The organism is Actinorectispora metalli, assembly GCF_056323685.1.
Genome location: NZ_JBREYE010000001.1, coordinates 1,827,819 through 1,845,019, shown reverse-complemented (window position 1 = coordinate 1,845,019; position 17,201 = coordinate 1,827,819). Strand labels below are relative to the sequence as shown.

Genomic DNA, 17,201 nt, shown 5'->3' with positions numbered 1-17,201 from the left:
GAATCGTGGCCGCCCGCACCGAGCGCACCGACCCGACCTGGCCCCAGCTGCCCGACGGCGAGCACCCGGTCAGCGAGCTGGCCAGCCCGATCCAGGGCGCGCTGTCCCCGTACGGCGACCTCACCTTCCCCCTCGAGGCGGCCAGCCTGCCCTACGAGCACCCGGTGACCGAGATCAACCGCTAGCCAAGGGCGCGTCTGCCCGGCCCGATCAGCGGACTACCCTGTCGATTCCGCACATTCGGTGGGTAGGAGGCAACGATGCCGGTTCCCGGTCCCGGCTATTCGATCACGGTGCGTGTCGAGGCGCCGCCGTCGGCCAGTGCCGCCGGTGACCTCACTTCGGCGGTCGGCCGCGTCGGCGGTGTGATCACCGCCTTCGACGTCGTCGAGTCGCACGCCGAGAAGGTCGTTGTCGACATCACCTGCAACACGCTCTCGGCCGACCACGCCAAGGACATCACCGACGCGCTGGGCGAGCTCAACGGCGTCATCGTGCGGAAGGTCTCCGACCGCACCTTCCTGGTGCACCTCGGCGGCAAGCTGGAGGTCAACTCCAAGGTCGCGCTCCGCAACCGTGACGACCTCTCCCGCGCCTACACCCCCGGTGTCGCCCGGGTCTGCATGGCCATCGCCAACAACCCCGAGGACGCCCGCCGCCTCACCATCAAGCGCAATACCGTCGCCGTGGTCACCGACGGCTCCGCGGTGCTGGGCCTCGGCAACCTCGGCCCGGCCGCCGCGCTGCCGGTGATGGAGGGCAAGGCCGCGCTGTTCAAGAAGTTCGCGGGCGTGGACGCCTGGCCGGTCTGCCTGGACACCCAGGACACCGAGGAGATCATCCGCGCGGTGGAGCTGATCGCGCCGGTCTACGGCGGCATCAACCTGGAGGACATCGCCGCGCCCCGCTGCTTCGAGATCGAGGCCAGGCTGCGGGAGAAGCTGGACATCCCGGTCTTCCACGACGACCAGCACGGCACCGCCATCGTGGTGCTCGGCGCCCTGCGCAACGCGCTGCGGGTGGTCGGCAAGGACATGGCGGACTGCCGCATCGTGGTCTGCGGGGTCGGCGCCGCGGGCTCGGCCATCATCCGGCTGCTGCTCAAGAAGCAGCCCAATGACATCCTCGCCGTGGACATCGGCGGCATCGTGCACCCCGGCCGCGAGGACCTCGACGACAACCGCAAGCAGATCGCGGCGCTCACCAACTCCGAGGGCCTCACCGGCGGACTGCACGAGGCGCTGGTCGACGCCGACGTCTTCATCGGCGTGTCCGCACCGAACCTGTTCGGCGCGAAGCAGGTCGAGACGATGGCCGCGAAGCCGATCGTGTTCGCGCTGGCCAACCCCGACCCGGAGATCGACCCGCTGGAGGCCCAGCAGCACGCCGCGGTGGTCGCCACCGGCCGCAGCGACTACCCGAACCAGATCAACAACGTGCTGGCCTTCCCCGGTGTCTTCCGCGGCCTGCTCGACGCGCACGCCAACACCATCACCGACGACATGCTGCTCGCCGCGTCCAACGCGATGGCCGACGTGGTGGAGGCCGAACAGCTCAACGCCTCCTTCATCGTGCCCAGCGTGTTCGACTCGGCGGTCGCCCCCGCGGTCGCCGAGGCGGTCCGCTCGGTCGCTGCGCGTGGCACCGCCGTAGGCTGACGAGGTGGCCGATGAGCTCACCCACGTCGACGCGGCGGGCGCCGCGCGGATGGTCGACGTCTCCGGCAAACAGCCGACGGCACGCAGCGCGGTCGCGACCGGGACGGTGCGCACCACCGCCGAGGTGATCTCGCTGCTGCGCAGGGACGGCCTGCCCAAGGGCGACGCACTGGCCACCGCGCGGATCGCGGGCATCATGGGAGCCAAGCGGACACCCGACCTGGTGCCCCTGTGCCATCCGATCGCGCTGTCGGGTGTCGTCGTGGATCTCGTGCTCGCCGAGGACGCCGTCGAGATCACCGCGACCGTCAAGACCACCGACCGCACCGGCGTGGAGATGGAGGCGCTCACCGCGGTGGCCGTCGCCGGGCTCACGCTGCACGACATGATCAAGGCGGTGGACCCCGCGGCCGTGCTGGACGGGGTCCGGGTCGAACGCAAGGACGGCGGAAAGGGCGGCACATGGACTCGTCCGAGCTGACCGCACATGTCGTGACGGCATCCAACCGGGCCGCGGCGGGTGTCTACCCCGACCGCACCGGTCCGGTCATCGCCGCCTGGCTCCGCGAACGCGGCTTTGCCGTGCCCGACCCCGTCGTCGTTCCCGACGGCGAGCCGGTCGCCGAGGCGCTGCGCGCGGCCGTCGCCGATGGCGCGAACGTGGTGATCACCACCGGCGGCACCGGCATCAGCCCCACCGACCGGACGCCGGAGGCCACCAGGTCGGTACTGGACTTCGAAATCCCCGGCCTGGCGGACGCCATCCGGCGCTCCGGGCTCCCCGGGGTGCCCACCTCGGTGCTCTCCCGCGGCCTGGCAGGCGTGGCAGGCCGCACCCTGATCGTGAACCTCCCCGGCTCCACCGGCGGCGTTCGCGACGGTCTCGGCGTGCTGGCGCAGGTCCTCGACCACGCCGTGGACCAGCTCCGCGGAGGCGACCATGGCTGAGGTGCTGCGTGCGGAGGTCGTGGAGACCCCGCTGGACATCGAGGAACTGGGCCGCATCGTCGGCCACCGCGCGGCGGGTGCCGTGGTGACCTTCGGCGGCGTGGTGCGCGACCACGACGGGGGCCGCACCGTGCGCGAGCTGGAGTACTCGGGCCATCCCAGCGCGGATCAGGTGATCACCGAGGTCGCCGCCGAGATCGCGGCCCGCAGCGAGGGAGTGCGTGCGCTCGCCGTCAGCCACCGGATCGGCCTGCTCGCCATCGGCGATGTCGCACTGGCCTGCGCCGTGGCCGCCGACCACCGCGGCCAGGCGTTCACCGCCTGCGCCCAACTGGTCGACGAGGTCAAGCACCGCCTGCCGATCTGGAAGCGCCAGGTCTTCTCCGACGGCACCGAGGAATGGGTCAACTGCCCCTGAGATGGACGGTCCCGCGGAATGCTCGGGGTTTTCCGCGGGACCAAGCTCATCACATCACGCCAGACCCTAGCGACCAACGGCGTCGAGTATCGGTCCGCCGACCGTCCCCGCGCGGAGGCGCCTCGCCCAAGCCGATCGTTCGCCGCCTGCCGTTGGTCCCACACGTCCAGATCCCCCTCTGACGTGCTCCAGCTTGGGACCACACCACGACCCGGTCAAGCAAGCGCCATCCAGCGCGCATAACCGCAGATCACCCATGTCGGCACACCGCAAGATCTGAACTCTCACCGCGACACCGATCTCCCGGAACCCGCATGATGTCGTCCCGCGTCGACATGATGTCGCCCCCGGTGCGCATGATGTCGCCCCAGGGGAGAAACCGGATCGAGCGCCCCCCGAATCGAACCTAGTCGGTCGATTGTGGACGGTGCCAACGAGAAACTCGTAGACGGTGCCACCCGATCTCCCCCCTTGGGCGACATCATGCGCTCGCGGGGCGACATGATGCGGGTTTGGGGCGATTGGGGTTTGAGCAGGCCACTCGAAGGGGGTGGTCTTCATGGCTGTGGAACGCAGGCTGCCCCTGTCCGGTGTGGACAGGGGCAGCCTGCTTGATTCTGCGCTTGGTCAGTCCATGGTGGACTGCTCAACGCTGGCAGCTCACTTGATGTCGAGCTGCTGACCCGGGAAGATCAGGTTCGGGTCCTGGATGACATCCTTGTTGCGGTTGAAAATGTCCTGCCAGCCGCCTGTGATGCCCTGCGCCTGTGCGATCTGCGACAGGCTGTCGCCCGGCACCACGGTGTAGTCGGCGCCGTTCTTCGGCGTCACCGGAGCCTGCGGAGCGGCCTTGCGGGCCTCCGCCTTGGGGGCGACCTGCGGCGCGGTGGCCTTCTTGGGGGCCACCTTCACCGCCTTCGGGGCAGGCTTGGGAGCAGCGCCCGTGGCACCGCCACGCAGGCCGAGCTTGCGGGAACAGGCGGGCCATGCGCCCCAACCCTGTCCGGCAAGAGTTCGCTCGGCGACCGCGATCTGCTCAGCCCTGCTGGCCTGATGGGGCATGCCGACCCCGCCGTAAGCGCGCCACGTGCGGGGGTTAAACTGCAACCCTCCGTAGTAGCCGTTACCGGTGTTGGCGTTCCACCTACCGCCACTCTCGCACTGCGCCAGCTTGTCCCAGGTGCTTCCCGGGACCGCTTGGGCGGGAGCCGAGAACGCGAGGGGTGCGCTCACCACGGCGCCTGCGAGGAGCAGACGGGCAGCGTTGCGCGCAATGCTGGACGTGCGGTGCTTGAGATGTCGAGCCATGACTCTCTCTCGCCTCTGCGTCTGCATTGGAGCGTGCGACCACACGCGGCCGCAAGCGACCGCGCGGGGCTGCACTCCACGCACCGGGTGGTGCATGGTCCCGCTCACCTGTCCCGAGTTGGTTTCGCTCGGGGATGTTTCGGGAGCCCGCTGGACAGGTTCCGACGCGGCGGCCTCCCGTTGTTGTGCGATCAGCCCGAAGGCCAACCGGAAGCGACGGTACGTAACCATCGGGGGATTCGGAAACCGGAATTGTGTGACCGTGATCACAGTAACACTGGTGGGGGACGCCCCGATCACCCCGGTTTTGGCTGCTCACCCCTACGTTACCGGTTCGTTTTCCAGGGGTTCACCATCACTCATTGTGAGGTGTGTTGCACGTGTCCTAGCCCACCGTGATCAACGCAGAGCCTCCGAACAGCTCGCCGCCAGGCGGCGCAAGGTAATAAGCCATCCAGACTAATGCGTGCGAACAGGCGTTTTGGGTCTTGGTCTGATCGGGTGCGGCGTACACCAATACGTGTGACGCAGGTGATCACCGGTTGCCATCTTCGGGTCGAACGAGTCGAATCGAAGACGTGCAGCAGACGACTCTTCAGCCGAGGCCCGTGCGGGCCAACGCAGGCAGCCGCCCTCCGCGACCGGGTCGTCGTGGGCCACAGGGTCCGCGCCGTCCACTGGCCTACCCCAAGTACTAAGAGGACAGTGCTCAGCCGCCCGCGAACGGCGGCAGTACGTCCAATTGCGAGCCCGCGGGCACCGGCGTCGACCGGTCCCGCACCGCCACCCCGTCCAGCAGGAAACTGCAGGCCGGGATGATGTTGCCGAGCGCCGCGCCATGCCGTTGGGCCACCAGTTCCAACAGCGCGGCCACAGTTGCCGCCGCGGGCACCGGCACGTTCTCCTCGGTCACGCCGGCCGCGGCCCTGGCCCCGGCGAAGTAGCGGACGCTCACCGACGACAAGCTCACCCTCCGATCGCGCTCATCGGCCGGTCCGGCTGGCTGAAGCCGGTGCCGCCGATGCCGTGCCCCGGTCCCTTGGCCCACATGACATCCCGCCACCGTGCGGCGATGTCCTCATCTTCTGCGCCCGTGCGCAAGGGCGTGCGCAGATCGGTCTCGGTGTGCGAGAACAGACAGGAGCGGATCGAGCCGTCCGCGGTGAGCCGGGTGCGGTCGCAGGACCCGCAGAACGGTCGGGTCACCGAGCCGATGATGCCCACGCTGCCCGGTCCGCCGTCCACCAGCCACCGCTCGGCGGGAGCCGAGCCGCGTTCGCTGGGATGCGGAGTCAGTTCGAACTCCTGCCGCAGCAGGGCGAGGATCTCCTCGGCGGTGATCATCTGCTCGCGGTCCCAGCCGTGCTGCGGGTCCAGCGGCATCTGCTCGATGAACCGAAGCTGGTAGTCGCCTGCCAGACAGAAGCGCAGCAACTCGGCAGCCTGATCGTCGTTGACGCCGCGCAGCAGCACCGCGTTCACCTTCACCGGGTTCAGCCCGGCCTCGCGGGCGGCGGCCATCCCGGCCAGCACATCGGCGAGCCGGTCCCGGCGGGTGATCTCGCGGAAGGTCGCCGGGTCCAGCGAGTCCAGCGAGACGTTGATCCGCCGCAGTCCCGCCGCCGCCAGCCCGGCGGCCCGCCGGTCCAGGCCGATGCCATTGGTTGTCAGCGAAACCTGCGGGGCGGGCGACAGCGCCGCGGTCTCGGCGATGATCCGTTCCAGACCGGGCCGCAGCAGCGGCTCACCGCCGGTGAACCGCACCTCGGTGACACCGAGCCGGACCACCGCGATGCCGATCAGTCGGATCAGCTCGTCATCGGTGAGCACGTTCGCGCCGGGTAGCCAGGACAGGCCCTCGGCGGGCATGCAGTAGGAGCACCGCAGATTGCACCGGTCGGTGAGGGAGACGCGCAGATCGGTGGCCACTCGGCCGAAACGGTCGATGAGCAGCGGCGATGCCGGCCGGTCATGGGCCGTTGGGTGCGCCCCGCCGGGCACGACGGGGATGCCGAGGTTCACCGCTGTCACCTTGTCAAGGCTAACCGCCCATCGGACGTTTTGGTCCCGTCGCAGGACCTAGGTCTCATCCAGTGGTCGCGGATTCGATGAAAGCCCGCAGGTCGGCGGCCTGCCGCAGCCTGCTCGGCTCGTGCACGTACATCATGTGGCCCGCCTCGTAGTACCGGACCTCGATGTTGCGCCGGAGCTCGGCCGGGATGCGGAGCGAGGCCAGGATGTGCTCGGCGGCGAAGTACGGGGTGGCGCCGTCGTGGTAGCCGCTGCCGACGTGCACCCTCAGATGCTGGTTGTGCCGCATCGCCTGCGCCAGCTTGTCCGCCACCGACACCGAGGTGCCCTCGAAGTCCTTGTAGGACCACGGCCGCACCTTGTCGGTGAGCACCTCGTATGGCAGGTCGCTGGTGTACTCCAGCTCCTGGGTGACGTAGTGGTTCAGCGCGGCCGAGTACGCCCCGATGATCGCCGTGAGGCTGGGGTCCTCGGTGAAGTGCTCACCCGCGGCGTCGGCCTCCCAGCCGGTGAACCGGCCGTCCAGCCTGCCGACCACCTTGCGCTTGTCACGCAGAAGCTCGGTGAAGAAGCGGACGTGCTCGGGCCGCAGGTTGACGCGGTCGACGTAGTCCTCGCTGAGCTTGGTGAGCTCCGCGATCCGCCGCACCGCCCCCGCCCGCTCCGCCGGGGTGAGCCGGTTGCCCTTGGCGAGCAGCCACGGGTACTCCCGCTCGGCGAACTCCTCGGCCTCGGCGAGCACCTCGGACAGCGGCCGGTCACCGTGCAGCCCGTGGTAGTGCGCGATGGCCGCGTAGGTGGGCAGGAAGAGCGGATAGGGCAGGTCGTTGCCGTCGGCGAAGCGGATGGTGCCCATGTTCAGCACCGAGGAGATCAGCATCAGCCCGTTGAGGTAGAAGCCGAACCGGTGCTGGAGGTGCTCGGCCAGCGCGGCGGCGCGCAGCGTGCCGTAGGACTCGCCCGCGAGGAACTTCGGCGACATCCACCGCCCGTTGCGCGAGGTCCACAGCCGGATGATCTCGCCGATGGAGGAGATGTCGGGCTCGTAGCCGTGGTAGTCGGCGGGCTTGACGCCCTTCACCGGGCGGGAGTAGCCGGTGGACACCGGGTCGATGAAGACAAGGTCGCTGTGGGTCAGCAGGGTCTCGGCGTTGTCCAGCAGCCGGTACGGCGGCGGCACCGAATCGCCCGCGTCCCCGCTGTCCACCCGCCGCGGTCCCATCAGACCAAGGTGCAGCCACACGCTGGCCGAGCCGGGGCCGCCGTTGAAGGCGAAGGTGACCGGCCGGGTGGTGGCGTCACAGCCCGCGAGCACATAAGAAGTAAGGAACACCTCGGCCTTGGGCTGGTAGCCGTCGAACTTGCCATCGGCGAGGATCTCCTCGCGGAGCACCAGCCTGCCCGCGGTGGCCGTGTAGTTCAGCTCGCGGCCATTGACGACCAGGGTGTGGGACGTGGTGACCAGATCGTCCTTCGGCTCCGGTGTCTCGTCCTCCGCCGAATTCTCCTGCTGTGCGCTCGCATCCATAAGGAAACCCTAGGGTTGTGTCACCGATCAGAGGGAGGTGAATGTGAATATTGCTCGGGAACTATGTGCTCTGGATGAGCAGCTCATCACCTGCCGCGCATGTCCCCGCCTTGTCGCGTGGCGGGAGGAGGTCGCCAGGGTGAAGCGAAGCGCTTTCCGTGATCAAGAGTACTGGGGTGCACCGGTGCCCGGCTTCGGCCCATCGGACGCTCGGCTGCTGATAGTCGGCCTAGCCCCGGCCGCCCACGGCGCCAACCGCACCGGCCGCATGTTCACCGGCGACCGTTCTGGAGAGGTCCTCTACGCCGCCCTGCATGCGGTCGGCCTGGCGAACAAGCCGGTCTCCGAGCACCGCCACGACGACTTCCGTCTCTATGGCACCCGGATCACGGCGCCGGTCCACTGCGCGCCCCCGGAGAACAAGCCGACGGTGGAGGAGCGGGACACCTGCTCCCAGTGGCTCCGCCGGGAACTCACCCTCTTCCGCCCGCAGGCGCGGGCGATAGTGGTCCTAGGCGCCTTCGGCTGGCAGGCCCTGATGCCGGTACTGAGCAGTGTCGGCTACCTGGTGCCGCGCCCCCGGCCCAAGTTCGGCCACGGCGTCAGGTACACGATCGACTTCGACGGCGAAGACGCGCCGGTCGAACTCTTCGGCTGCTACCACGTGAGTCAGCAGAACACCTTCACCGGAAGGCTGACCCCCGCGATGGTCGAAGCCGTCCTCACAGAGGCGGGCACCGCCGCTGGGCTGCTATGACCGGGAAATGACCGATTGCCCCGCTGCGTTCCACCACAACCGTCGGCTCTTGGTCAACATCGAACGGGAACCGGCCGACGGTGGCGGCGCGGCAGCAGACGCCCCTGATGCCGCTGTGTTGCTCGCGGCAGCCCGAGCGGAGCGATCTCCGATACGCGACACCGGATGATCTCCTGTTGCATTGCTTCGTCCCGTTCGCTTTCAGACGCTGTACGACGCATGGACTCCTGCCTGGACCCATTTCAGGGACGCATCCGTTGTATTGGCTGCTGTGGTCGATCTCGCGGTGCGTCCGGGTGCGGGCGTCCTGCTTTTCCTGTTGTCATCGGAGCCGCGGTGAAGACACGCAGCTGCCGCCGCGGAGGAAACGGTCATGGATCGCACAGCGGCGAAGGGTACTCCGTGAGTATGCGCACGTCGGCGTCCAGTTGGTCTGATCCAGTGCAGGTCGCCGACCGGCTCTTCAACGTCCCGTAGCAGGTCAGCGTGGTGAAGGACACCGGCGACCGGGGTCACAACAGGGCCGGGTTGGCAAGCCCCGCATATTGATGGGTGCGACGATGAAGCCATGGCAGCACGTCGTTCTGAGCCGACCCGGATCCTGATCCTGGGTGGCGGCTATGTCGGGATGTACACGGCCCTGCGTCTGCAGAAGAAACTGCGCCGCGGCGAGGCCTCCGTGACCGTGGTCGACCCGCAGCCCCACATGACCTACCAGCCGTTCCTGCCGGAAGCCGCCGCCGGTTCCATCGAGCCGCGGCACGTCGTCGTTCCGTTGCGCCGGGTGCTCAAGCGCTGCCACGTGCTCACCGGGCGGGTCACCAAGGTCTCCCACGCGGACAAGGTGGCCACCGTCGAGGTGCCGGACGGGCACGTCGAGCAGCTTGGCTACGACGTGCTGATCGTGGCGCTTGGCTCGATCGCCCGCACGCTGCCGATCCCCGGCCTCGCCGAGCGCGGCATCGCGTTCAAGACCGTCGGCGAGGCGATCTACCTCCGCAACCACGTGCTCTCGCGGCTGGACCTCGCCGCCTCCACCATCGACCCGGAACTGCGCAGGCGGCTGCTCACCTTCCTGGTGATCGGCGGCGGCTACGCCGGTATCGAGGCGTTGGCCGAGCTTGAGGACATGGCCCGCTACGCCAGCAGGTACTACGAGAACATCGAGCCGAAGGACATGCGCTGGGTGCTCGTTGAGGCCGCGGGCCGGGTGATGCCCGAGGTGAGCGCGCCGCTGGGCGTCTACACCGTGGAGCGGCTTGAGGAGCGCGGCATCCAGGTCTTCCTGGACACCAGGGTCAAGACCATGGAGAACGGCCACGTCGTGCTGGACGACGGCACCGAGTTCGACACCGACACCATCGTCTGGACCGCGGGTGTGAAGGCCAACCCGGTGCTGGCGCAGACCGATCTGCCGCGGGACGAGCGGGGCCGGGTGCGCTGCACCGCGCAGCTCAACGTGGAGGGCAGCCTGGACGCCTTCGCCTCCGGTGACTGCTCGGCGGTGCCGGACCTGACCCGCGTCGAGGAGGACCCCAAGGCGACGTGCAGCCCGTCGGCGCAGCACGCGGTGCGGCAGTCCTTCGTGCTGGCGGACAACGTGGTGGCGAGCATCCGGTCCACCAAGCTGAAGCCGTACAAGCACGCCTACGCGGGTTCGGTGGCCAGCCTCGGGCTGTACAAGGGTGTCGCGGAGATCTTCGGTATCAAGATCAAGGGCTTCCCGGCCTGGCTGTTGCACCGCGCCTACCACGTGAGCCGGATGCCGACCTTCAACCGCAAGTTCCGCATCGTGATGGACTGGATGCTGGCGCTGCTGTTCCAGCGCGAGGTCGTGGCGCTGGGCCAGATCAACGACCCCAAGGCGGACTTCGCCCGGGCCGCTGCCAGCTGACCGAAGTGTTTGAGAGCTCAAAGATGGACTACACAGAGTAGTAGGCTCTGGGTAGCCCACTTGGCGGTTGCGGGTCAGCGTCGCTCTCAGTGGTCACAAAGCATTAGGCCATTCGATGCGAATATTCTTCAAAGGTGTCGAATTGGTCACAAAAACCTGTCTCACCTATGACCTCAGGCTATGCGTTCTCTGACGCTCTGTTACCGTAGTCTGACGCAATAGGGGATCATCACCTGAAAGCGTGAGAGCGCTGGGGAGACGAGGTGAACCCGGTGTCCATCGAGGAAATGGCTGCTCGGATCCGCAAGGGCGAGCTCAAGGACGGTCAGCTCGCCGACTTCGCGGCAGAGTATGCCCGAGCACAGAAGATCTTTCGCAAGAAGGATGACTGATGACTGAGATCGGGCGGGAGCGGGAGGACGGCCCGCACCCGCCCGATCCGTCGCGTCAGGGGAGCAATTCCAAGTCCGTGCCGCTGCTGTTGCAGGGCCAGGACTACTTCTTCCGCGCCGCCGACACCTGCCTGGACTTCCAGGAGGAGGTGCACCGGCAGGGCCTGTCGGGCGATGACCCCAGCGGCAATCCGCTGCCCTGCGTCCTGGTGCTGTCCAGGGCGGCCGATATGGAGATGAACGAGCTCTCCCTCGCGCTGGCCGAGCGCGGCATCAGGATGGCCCGCATCGATGCCGACCGGTGCCTCGACCTCGATCTCACGATCTACACCGACGCGCCCATCCTCGAGCTGGACCGCAGGCTGTTGCGGCCGCTGCTGGTGTGGCGGCGCCACTTCGACGTCACCGCCATCCCGGTCGACCCTCGCACGATGAACGGTGCCTACGCCATCGACCAGTGGCGGGCGGTGGTCAACTGGCTGGCGGGCCGCACCGACTGGGCCCAGGTCAACCCCAACCAGCCGAGCAGCACCCTGGACCGGCTCACCCAGCTTTCCGACGCCGCCGCGGCCGGACTGGACGTGCCCCGCACCGCCGTCACCACCCGGCCGGGGCGGAGCAGGCCGGGCGGCGGGCGGTGCATCGTCAAAACCATCGGCCACCACCTGCTCGAACCCAAGCCCGGCTCGCTACAGGGCCTGTTTCCCCGGCCTCTGGACGCCCGCAGGGCGAGTGAGACGCCGGAACCCGCACCGGTCATCGTGCAGCAGTACCTGAAGTCCGACGGCGAGCTCAGGGTGTTCGTCATCGGCGAGGAGCTGTTCGCCTACCGGGTGGTCAAGCACGATCCGGCCCAGCTCTGGGTCGACCCGGACGCGGTGAGCGTCGAACCCACCGAGGTGCCCCCGTTCCTCGGGGAGCAGTTACTCGGGCTGGCCAAGCGCTGGCGGCTGTCGGTCGCGGCCTTCGACCTGCTCGTCGTGGACGGCAAGCCGGTCTTCCTCGAGGTGAACGTGAACTGCGACTGGCGCTGGTTCGAGCACCGCGCCGACCGGACCGACGTCTCCGACCTGCTGCATGACTGGGTCGCCACGAAGTTCGAACAACTTCGTGAAACAAGTCACATAAGCTGAGCGTTGGACGGGCGCAGTTCGTAATTATCTTCAGGCGCTGGAATGGCGTAACGCCGAGGCGTCGGCGGTTACGCCCGCGGTCGAATGGACTCCTTCCCACTGGTCCGGCTGGGGCGATTTTTCGCGTTCGCTCCCGTTCGGCGGGCTTGAGCCTCTAGGCTGCGCTCCGCCCCCGTAGCCCAATCGGTAGAGGCAGGCCCCTTAAAAGGGTCCAAGTGACGGTTCGAATCCGTCCGGGGGCACAGCGCGGGTCTCGGTAGAGAAGAACCCGCCTCACCTGCGGTTTTGCCTGAGTCGCCTGGGCGTAGGCGACTCGGCGGCCTCTCCTGCGTTGTCCAGCGCTCACCCTGAAGTGATCTGTGCGACGCGCCCAAACGGTCGCGCCCAATACACATTGTGATCTTGTTGTGATCAATTTGTGTCCGGTCTGGTGGGCTTTCGACCGCGTCGCGCATTACCCGTTTCGCATTACCGCCGCAGCGGGATGCGATGATGAAAGCAGGCGATGGCAACCAGGAAGCCGGTGTGAATCCGGCGCGGTGCCGCCACTGTGACCGGGGAACGAACCCACCGACAGCCACTGTCCCCTCGAGGGGATGGGAAGGCCGGGAACGTGTCGATCCGGCAGCCAGGAGACTGGAGCCACTCGCCTCCTCACCACGGACATCGGGGCGGACTTCCCCGAGAGAGGGCGGCAACCATGTCGGCACCCTTGGGGCGTCTCGCGGCTCTGGCCGCGGCGGTGCTGATCGGCTCGACCGCCTGCACGGGCGGCGCAGGCGCGCCCGCACCGGTCAACGGCCAGGACTGCATCACCTCCTTCGATGCCTCGACCGACTACTTCCCGGTCAAGTCCGAGCTTCGGCATGCCCGCAACCTCAGCCTCAGCTACCACCGCAGCTACCAGGTGCTGACCGTCAACCAGCCCTACCCCGGCGGAAAGCCGGAGTCCTACGTGCTGCTGCGCTGCGGTGCGCCCAAGCCGACGCTGCCCGCCGAGTTGGCGAACGCCCCGGTCGTGCAGACGCCGATCCGCAGCCTCTTCTCCGCCTCCACCACCCACCTCCCGCTGCTGGCCGAGTTGGACAAGGTAGACGTGCTGACCGGCGTGTCCAGCGCGAGCTTCGTGATCTCGCCCGCCGTGCGGGAACGCATCGCCGCGGGCAAGGTCGCCGAGTACGCGCCCGCCAACCAGCTGGACGCCGAGAAGGTGATCGCGGCCAAGCCCGACCTGCTGATGACCGGCGGCTTCGACGACCCCGGCTACGGCGCGCTGCGCAACGCGGGCATCCCCGTGCTGCCCAACGCCGAATGGCTGGAGGCCACCCCGCTGGGCCGCGCCGAGTGGCTCAAGGCCATGGCGGCGCTGACCGGCTCGGAGGCCACGGCGCGGGAGACCTTCGACCGCATCGAACGCGACTACAACAGCACCGCGGCCAAGGCCAAAGGCGCGCAGAAGACGCCCGTGCTCCCCGGCGTGATGCTCCAGGGCACCTGGGTCGCGCCTGCGGGCGGCAGCTTCCTCGGCACGCTGCTGGCCGACGCGGGCGGCAGCTACCCGTGGGCGGACCGGCCGGAGACGGCCAGCCTGAAGCTGGACTTCGAGACGGTCTTCGCCGCCGCGGGCGCCGCCCCGGTCTGGCTGGTCGACCGCACCTGGGCCACCACCGCCGACGCCATCGCCGAGGACGGCCGCTACGCCGAGTTGGCCGCCGTGAAGTCCGGTGCGGTGTGGACCAACGCCAAGGTCACCACGCCCTCGGGCGGCACCGACTACTACGAGCGCGGCGTCACCAGGCCCGACCTCGTGCTCGGCGACCTGGTCGCCATCCTGCACCCCGAGCTGTCGCCGGGACACGAATTCGCCTTCTACCGCCCGGTGCCGCGGCCGTGACCAACGGCCTGCCTGCCGGTACCCGGCTGCGGCGCAGGCTGACGCTGCTGGGACTGCTGCTGGCCACCGGCATCGGACTGGTACTGGCCACCGCGATCGGCTCGGTCTCGGTCCCGGTGGACGAGACGGTGCGGGTGCTGTTCGGCCTGCCGACGCACGATCCGCGCTGGGAGGTCGTGATCGGCACGGTCCGGCTGCCCAAGGCGATCACCGCCGCGCTGGCGGGCGCTGGACTGGGCGTCGCGGGCCTACAGTTGCAGACCCTGTTCCGCAACGCGCTGGCCGAGCCATACGTGCTGGGGGTCAGCGCCGGGGCGAGCCTCGGCGTGGCGCTGGCGATCATGGGCACCGTCAGCGTCGGCGGCATGTTCACGGCGGGACTCGCGCCGACCAGCCGGATCGGCATGGTGCTGGCCGCCTCGCTCGGCGCTGGTGTCGTGCTCGCGGGGGTGCTGGTGCTCTCCCGCTGGGTGCGCTCGGCGGTGACGCTGCTGGTGATCGGGGTGATGGTGGGCGCGGCCACCAGCGCCGTGGTCAGCCTGCTGCTGAACCTGACCAATCCCGAACGGGCCCAGCAGTTCCTGGCCTGGGGGCTGGGCAGCTTCGCCGGAAACACCTGGTCCGACCTGGCCGTGTTCGCGCCGACGGTGGCGGCCGGGCTGCTGATCGGGCTGCTCATGGTCAAACCGCTGAACGCCTTGCTGCTCGGCGAGAGCTACGCCCGCACGATGGGCCTGCCGGTGCGCGGGGCAAGGGCGCTGACGCTGGTCAGCTCGTCGCTGCTGGCCGGGGCGGTGACCGCGTTCTGCGGGCCGGTCGCCTTCCTCGGCATCGCCGTGCCGCACCTGGCGAGGATCGCCGTCGGCACCTCCGACCACCGGGTGCTGGTGCCCACCACGCTGCTGATGGGCTCGGTGATCGCGCTGGCCTGCTCGATCGCCGTCGCGCTGCCCGGTGGGGGTGCGGTGCTGCCGCTGAACGTGGTCACCGCGCTGCTGGGCGCGCCGATCGTGGTCACCGTGCTGCTGCGCAGCAAGCGGCTCGCGGCGGGGGCGGTCACATGAGCCTGCGGCTGGACGGGCTCGGCGTCGGCTACCCCGGCCGCACCGTGCTGGCCGACCTGCACGCGGAGGCGCCCGGCGGGCGGCTCACCGTGCTGTTGGGCCCCAACGGAACCGGGAAGTCGACGCTGCTGCGCACGGTGGCCGGGTTGCAGCGACCGCTGGGCGGCCGGGCGCTGCTGACCGGGGAGCCCCTGGACGGGCTGAGCCCCGCCGAGCGGGCCCGGCGCATCGCGGTGGTGCTCACCGAGCGGATCGACGTCGGGCTGCTCTCGGTGCGGGAGCTCATCGGGCTTGGCCGCTACCCGCACACCTCGCTGTTCGGCGCGCTGGACGAGCAGGACTGGCAGGTCGTCGACTGGGCGATGACGGCCGTCGGCGTGACCGCGCTGGCCGACCGGCTGGTCGGCGAGTTGTCAGACGGCGAGCGCCAGCGGGTGCTGACCGCGCGGGCGTTGGCCCAGCAGCCGAGGATGCTGTTGTTAGACGAGCCCAGCGCCTACCTGGACGCGCCGTCCAGGGTGGCGCTGCTCGGTCTGCTGCGCAGGCTGGCCCGGCAGGAAGGGCTGACCATCGTGGTGTCCACCCACGACCTGGAACTGGCGCTGCGCGTCGCCGACCACGCCTGGCTGGTCGACCGCGCGGGCGCGCTGCACAGCGGGACGCCCGCCGAGCTGACCGACCGGGGGCTGATCGCCGCCAGTTTCGACACCCCCGAGCTGGCCTTCGACGCGGGCACCGGCTCGTTTCGGCTGCGTGAGGAGCCAGTATGAGCGGGATGGCCGTGGAAGCTGCGGGCGTGAGCCTGGACGCCAAGGCGCTCCGCGAGATCGAGGTGCCGGTGTGAGTCTGGTCGCCGAGGCGTTCCGCGAGATCGCCGTGCTTGGCTCGTTCTTCGAGGTCGGCACCGATGGCCGCCGCCGGGACGGCGAACGCGGCGGCACCCTGGCCGAGCTGTACTCCGGTGACCAGCTGGGCGGGCTGATCGACGATTTCGCCCGGCGCATGGGCACCGCCGAACGCCGGGTGGCCGCCTCGATCCTGTTCCAGGGCCACGCCGCCAGGATCTTCTCGCCCGCGCTGGGCGCGGCCCTGGCCCGTGGCGTACTGCCGGACCTCGACCCGCGGTCCCTGCGCTGGCGGGCCGCGCCCGGCGCTTCGGTCGCCCTGCACGCCCAAGCCCTGACGGGCACCGAACTGCCCTGGGCAGGCACGCGGGCACCCGCCGAACTCACCGGCGCCGACCGCGACCGGATCGCGGCCCTGCTCGTCGAGCAGGTGATCGACCGCAACCTCCGCCCCCTGCTGACCGCCATCCGCGCCGAGGTGCGGCTCGCCGACAACCTCATGTGGGGCAACGCCGCGTCCTCGTTGGCGGGCGTCACGCGCATGCTGGAGTCGAGCCCGTTCCCGGCGGGCCCGGCGATCCAGCTCACCGAGGCCCTGCTGGCGGTGCCGCCGCTCCAGGGCAGCGGCGTGTTCCACCACGTCGCGGGCATCACCGCGTTCCGCCGCCGCAACTGCTGCCTGTACTACCGCGTCCCCGGCGCGGGCATGTGCGGAGACTGCGGCCTGCCCGCCGCCCGCCGCTGACACCGCCCTCAGGAGGCGGCGGTCTCGGCGGCGTCGATGAGGCGGAGGCCCTTCAACCGGTCCAGGAGTTCGAGGATCTGGTCGGCGACCTCGTCGGGGTCGGCGTCCTCATAGGACTCGCCGAGGTCCTCGGCGATGGTGCCGACGGAACGCACCCCGTCGCACAGCGTCAGCACCGAGGCGGCGGTCCGGTTCAGCACCAGCACGCCCTCCGGGTAGAGCAGCACGTGACAGGCCCGGACCGGGTCGTACCGCAGCCTGACACCGGGGGCCAGCCGGGGAACCGTATGCGCGGCGATCGGTGCCATCCCGCCCCCTCGGTGTCAAGGTCTGTCAAGGACAACAGGGCGTCCAGGATGGCACGCCGGAGGGCGCATTTGAATGGGCGTGCCCGTTAACGCCGGGCGGCGTAGGCGGTGATCTCCATGGCGGTCTCGACGGTCGCGAAGTCGGGCTTCTCCCAGCGCGGCTTGGGCTTCGACTGGGTGTCGTTGGCGGCGCGGTTGGCGGGCTTGGTGGGTGTCGACACGATTCCTCCAGAGCGGCAGGGGCTTTGCCCCAACGCTAAGAACCGTTTTCCCAGCAC

At 69.3% G+C, this 17,201-nt stretch carries 16 protein-coding genes, 1 tRNA gene, 1 pseudogene and 1 riboswitch; of the genes and pseudogenes, 12 read left to right on the top strand and 6 right to left on the bottom strand.

The window, feature by feature from the left end:
* Positions 1-5: 5 nt before the first annotated feature.
* The 4 genes and pseudogenes from ACU6XJ_RS08455 to ACU6XJ_RS08440 all read left to right on the top strand — a co-directional run bounded on the left by ACU6XJ_RS08455 (position 6) and on the right by ACU6XJ_RS08440 (position 3,024).
* A complete protein-coding gene (locus ACU6XJ_RS08455) occupies positions 6-185 on the top strand; it encodes a hypothetical protein (protein WP_476308280.1) in 180 nt (59 codons plus the stop codon).
* A gap of 75 nt (positions 186-260) precedes the next feature.
* Positions 261-1,658 carry an NAD-dependent malic enzyme gene (locus ACU6XJ_RS08450; protein WP_476308279.1) on the top strand — a complete coding sequence of 466 codons (1,398 nt, stop codon included), beginning with the start codon at positions 261-263 and terminating at the stop codon, positions 1,656-1,658.
* Positions 1,659-1,662: 4 nt separating this feature from the next.
* Entirely contained in the window at positions 1,663-2,139 is a 477-nt protein-coding gene (gene moaC, locus ACU6XJ_RS08445; RefSeq protein ID WP_476308277.1) for a cyclic pyranopterin monophosphate synthase MoaC, read from the top strand.
* A pseudogene (locus ACU6XJ_RS08440) lies at positions 2,121-3,024 on the top strand (molybdenum cofactor biosynthesis protein MoaE). Before moaC ends, ACU6XJ_RS08440 begins: the two are co-directional and overlap by 19 nt.
* Before the next feature lie 660 nt (positions 3,025-3,684).
* Here the strand turns inward: ACU6XJ_RS08440 and ACU6XJ_RS08435 are convergent.
* The 4 genes from ACU6XJ_RS08435 to ACU6XJ_RS08420 all read right to left on the bottom strand — a co-directional run bounded on the left by ACU6XJ_RS08435 (position 3,685) and on the right by ACU6XJ_RS08420 (position 7,891).
* Complete coding sequence (locus tag ACU6XJ_RS08435; RefSeq protein ID WP_476308276.1) at positions 3,685-4,332, bottom strand: transglycosylase family protein; 648 nt, start codon at positions 4,330-4,332, stop codon at positions 3,685-3,687.
* A gap of 709 nt (positions 4,333-5,041) precedes the next feature.
* Positions 5,042-5,296 carry a MoaD/ThiS family protein gene (locus ACU6XJ_RS08430; protein WP_476313865.1) on the bottom strand — a complete coding sequence of 85 codons (255 nt, stop codon included), beginning with the start codon at positions 5,294-5,296 and terminating at the stop codon, positions 5,042-5,044.
* A 2-nt stretch (positions 5,297-5,298) separates the two neighbouring features.
* Positions 5,299-6,354: a GTP 3',8-cyclase MoaA gene (gene moaA / locus ACU6XJ_RS08425; RefSeq protein ID WP_476313863.1), complete on the bottom strand. Its 1,056-nt coding sequence runs from the start codon at positions 6,352-6,354 to the stop codon at positions 5,299-5,301.
* A gap of 64 nt (positions 6,355-6,418) precedes the next feature.
* Positions 6,419-7,891 (bottom strand): S10 family peptidase, encoded by a 1,473-nt coding sequence (locus ACU6XJ_RS08420; protein WP_476308274.1) that lies wholly within the window; start codon positions 7,889-7,891, stop codon positions 6,419-6,421.
* A gap of 37 nt (positions 7,892-7,928) precedes the next feature.
* Here ACU6XJ_RS08420 and ACU6XJ_RS08415 point away from each other — a divergent pair, with 37 nt between their 5' ends.
* The 8 genes from ACU6XJ_RS08415 to ACU6XJ_RS08380 all read left to right on the top strand — a co-directional run bounded on the left by ACU6XJ_RS08415 (position 7,929) and on the right by ACU6XJ_RS08380 (position 16,615).
* Positions 7,929-8,648, top strand: a complete 720-nt coding sequence (locus ACU6XJ_RS08415) for a uracil-DNA glycosylase (protein WP_476308272.1) — start codon at positions 7,929-7,931, stop codon at positions 8,646-8,648.
* Between the two features lie 568 nt (positions 8,649-9,216).
* Positions 9,217-10,542, top strand: coding sequence for an NAD(P)/FAD-dependent oxidoreductase (locus ACU6XJ_RS08410; RefSeq protein ID WP_476308270.1), 1,326 nt, complete (start codon positions 9,217-9,219; stop codon positions 10,540-10,542).
* Between the two features lie 391 nt (positions 10,543-10,933).
* Complete coding sequence (locus tag ACU6XJ_RS08405; protein ID WP_476308268.1) at positions 10,934-12,067, top strand: ATP-grasp domain-containing protein; 1,134 nt, start codon at positions 10,934-10,936, stop codon at positions 12,065-12,067.
* A gap of 168 nt (positions 12,068-12,235) precedes the next feature.
* A tRNA-Leu gene (locus ACU6XJ_RS08400) sits at positions 12,236-12,309 on the top strand.
* A 213-nt stretch (positions 12,310-12,522) separates the two neighbouring features.
* A riboswitch (cobalamin riboswitch) is annotated at positions 12,523-12,719 on the top strand.
* A 48-nt stretch (positions 12,720-12,767) separates the two neighbouring features.
* Positions 12,768-13,961, top strand: a complete 1,194-nt coding sequence (locus ACU6XJ_RS08395) for an ABC transporter substrate-binding protein (RefSeq protein WP_476308267.1) — start codon at positions 12,768-12,770, stop codon at positions 13,959-13,961.
* Positions 13,958-15,025 (top strand): FecCD family ABC transporter permease, encoded by a 1,068-nt coding sequence (locus tag ACU6XJ_RS08390; RefSeq protein WP_476308266.1) that lies wholly within the window; start codon positions 13,958-13,960, stop codon positions 15,023-15,025. The genes ACU6XJ_RS08395 and ACU6XJ_RS08390 overlap by 4 nt, the downstream gene beginning before the upstream one ends.
* The gene (locus ACU6XJ_RS08385) at positions 15,022-15,795 is read left to right on the top strand and encodes an ABC transporter ATP-binding protein (RefSeq protein WP_476308264.1); all 774 of its coding nucleotides are present in this window, start codon (positions 15,022-15,024) and stop codon (positions 15,793-15,795) included. The genes ACU6XJ_RS08390 and ACU6XJ_RS08385 overlap by 4 nt, the downstream gene beginning before the upstream one ends.
* Positions 15,796-15,865: 70 nt before the next feature.
* Positions 15,866-16,615, top strand: a complete 750-nt coding sequence (locus ACU6XJ_RS08380) for a (2Fe-2S)-binding protein (RefSeq protein ID WP_476308263.1) — start codon at positions 15,866-15,868, stop codon at positions 16,613-16,615.
* An 8-nt stretch (positions 16,616-16,623) separates the two neighbouring features.
* On the opposite strand, the gene pqqD is transcribed toward ACU6XJ_RS08380, so the two are convergent.
* Complete coding sequence (gene pqqD, locus ACU6XJ_RS08375; protein WP_476308261.1) at positions 16,624-16,923, bottom strand: pyrroloquinoline quinone biosynthesis peptide chaperone PqqD; 300 nt, start codon at positions 16,921-16,923, stop codon at positions 16,624-16,626.
* Between the two features lie 86 nt (positions 16,924-17,009).
* Positions 17,010-17,144: a pyrroloquinoline quinone precursor peptide PqqA gene (pqqA, locus tag ACU6XJ_RS08370; RefSeq protein WP_476308260.1), complete on the bottom strand. Its 135-nt coding sequence runs from the start codon at positions 17,142-17,144 to the stop codon at positions 17,010-17,012.
* Positions 17,145-17,201: the final 57 nt, after the last annotated feature.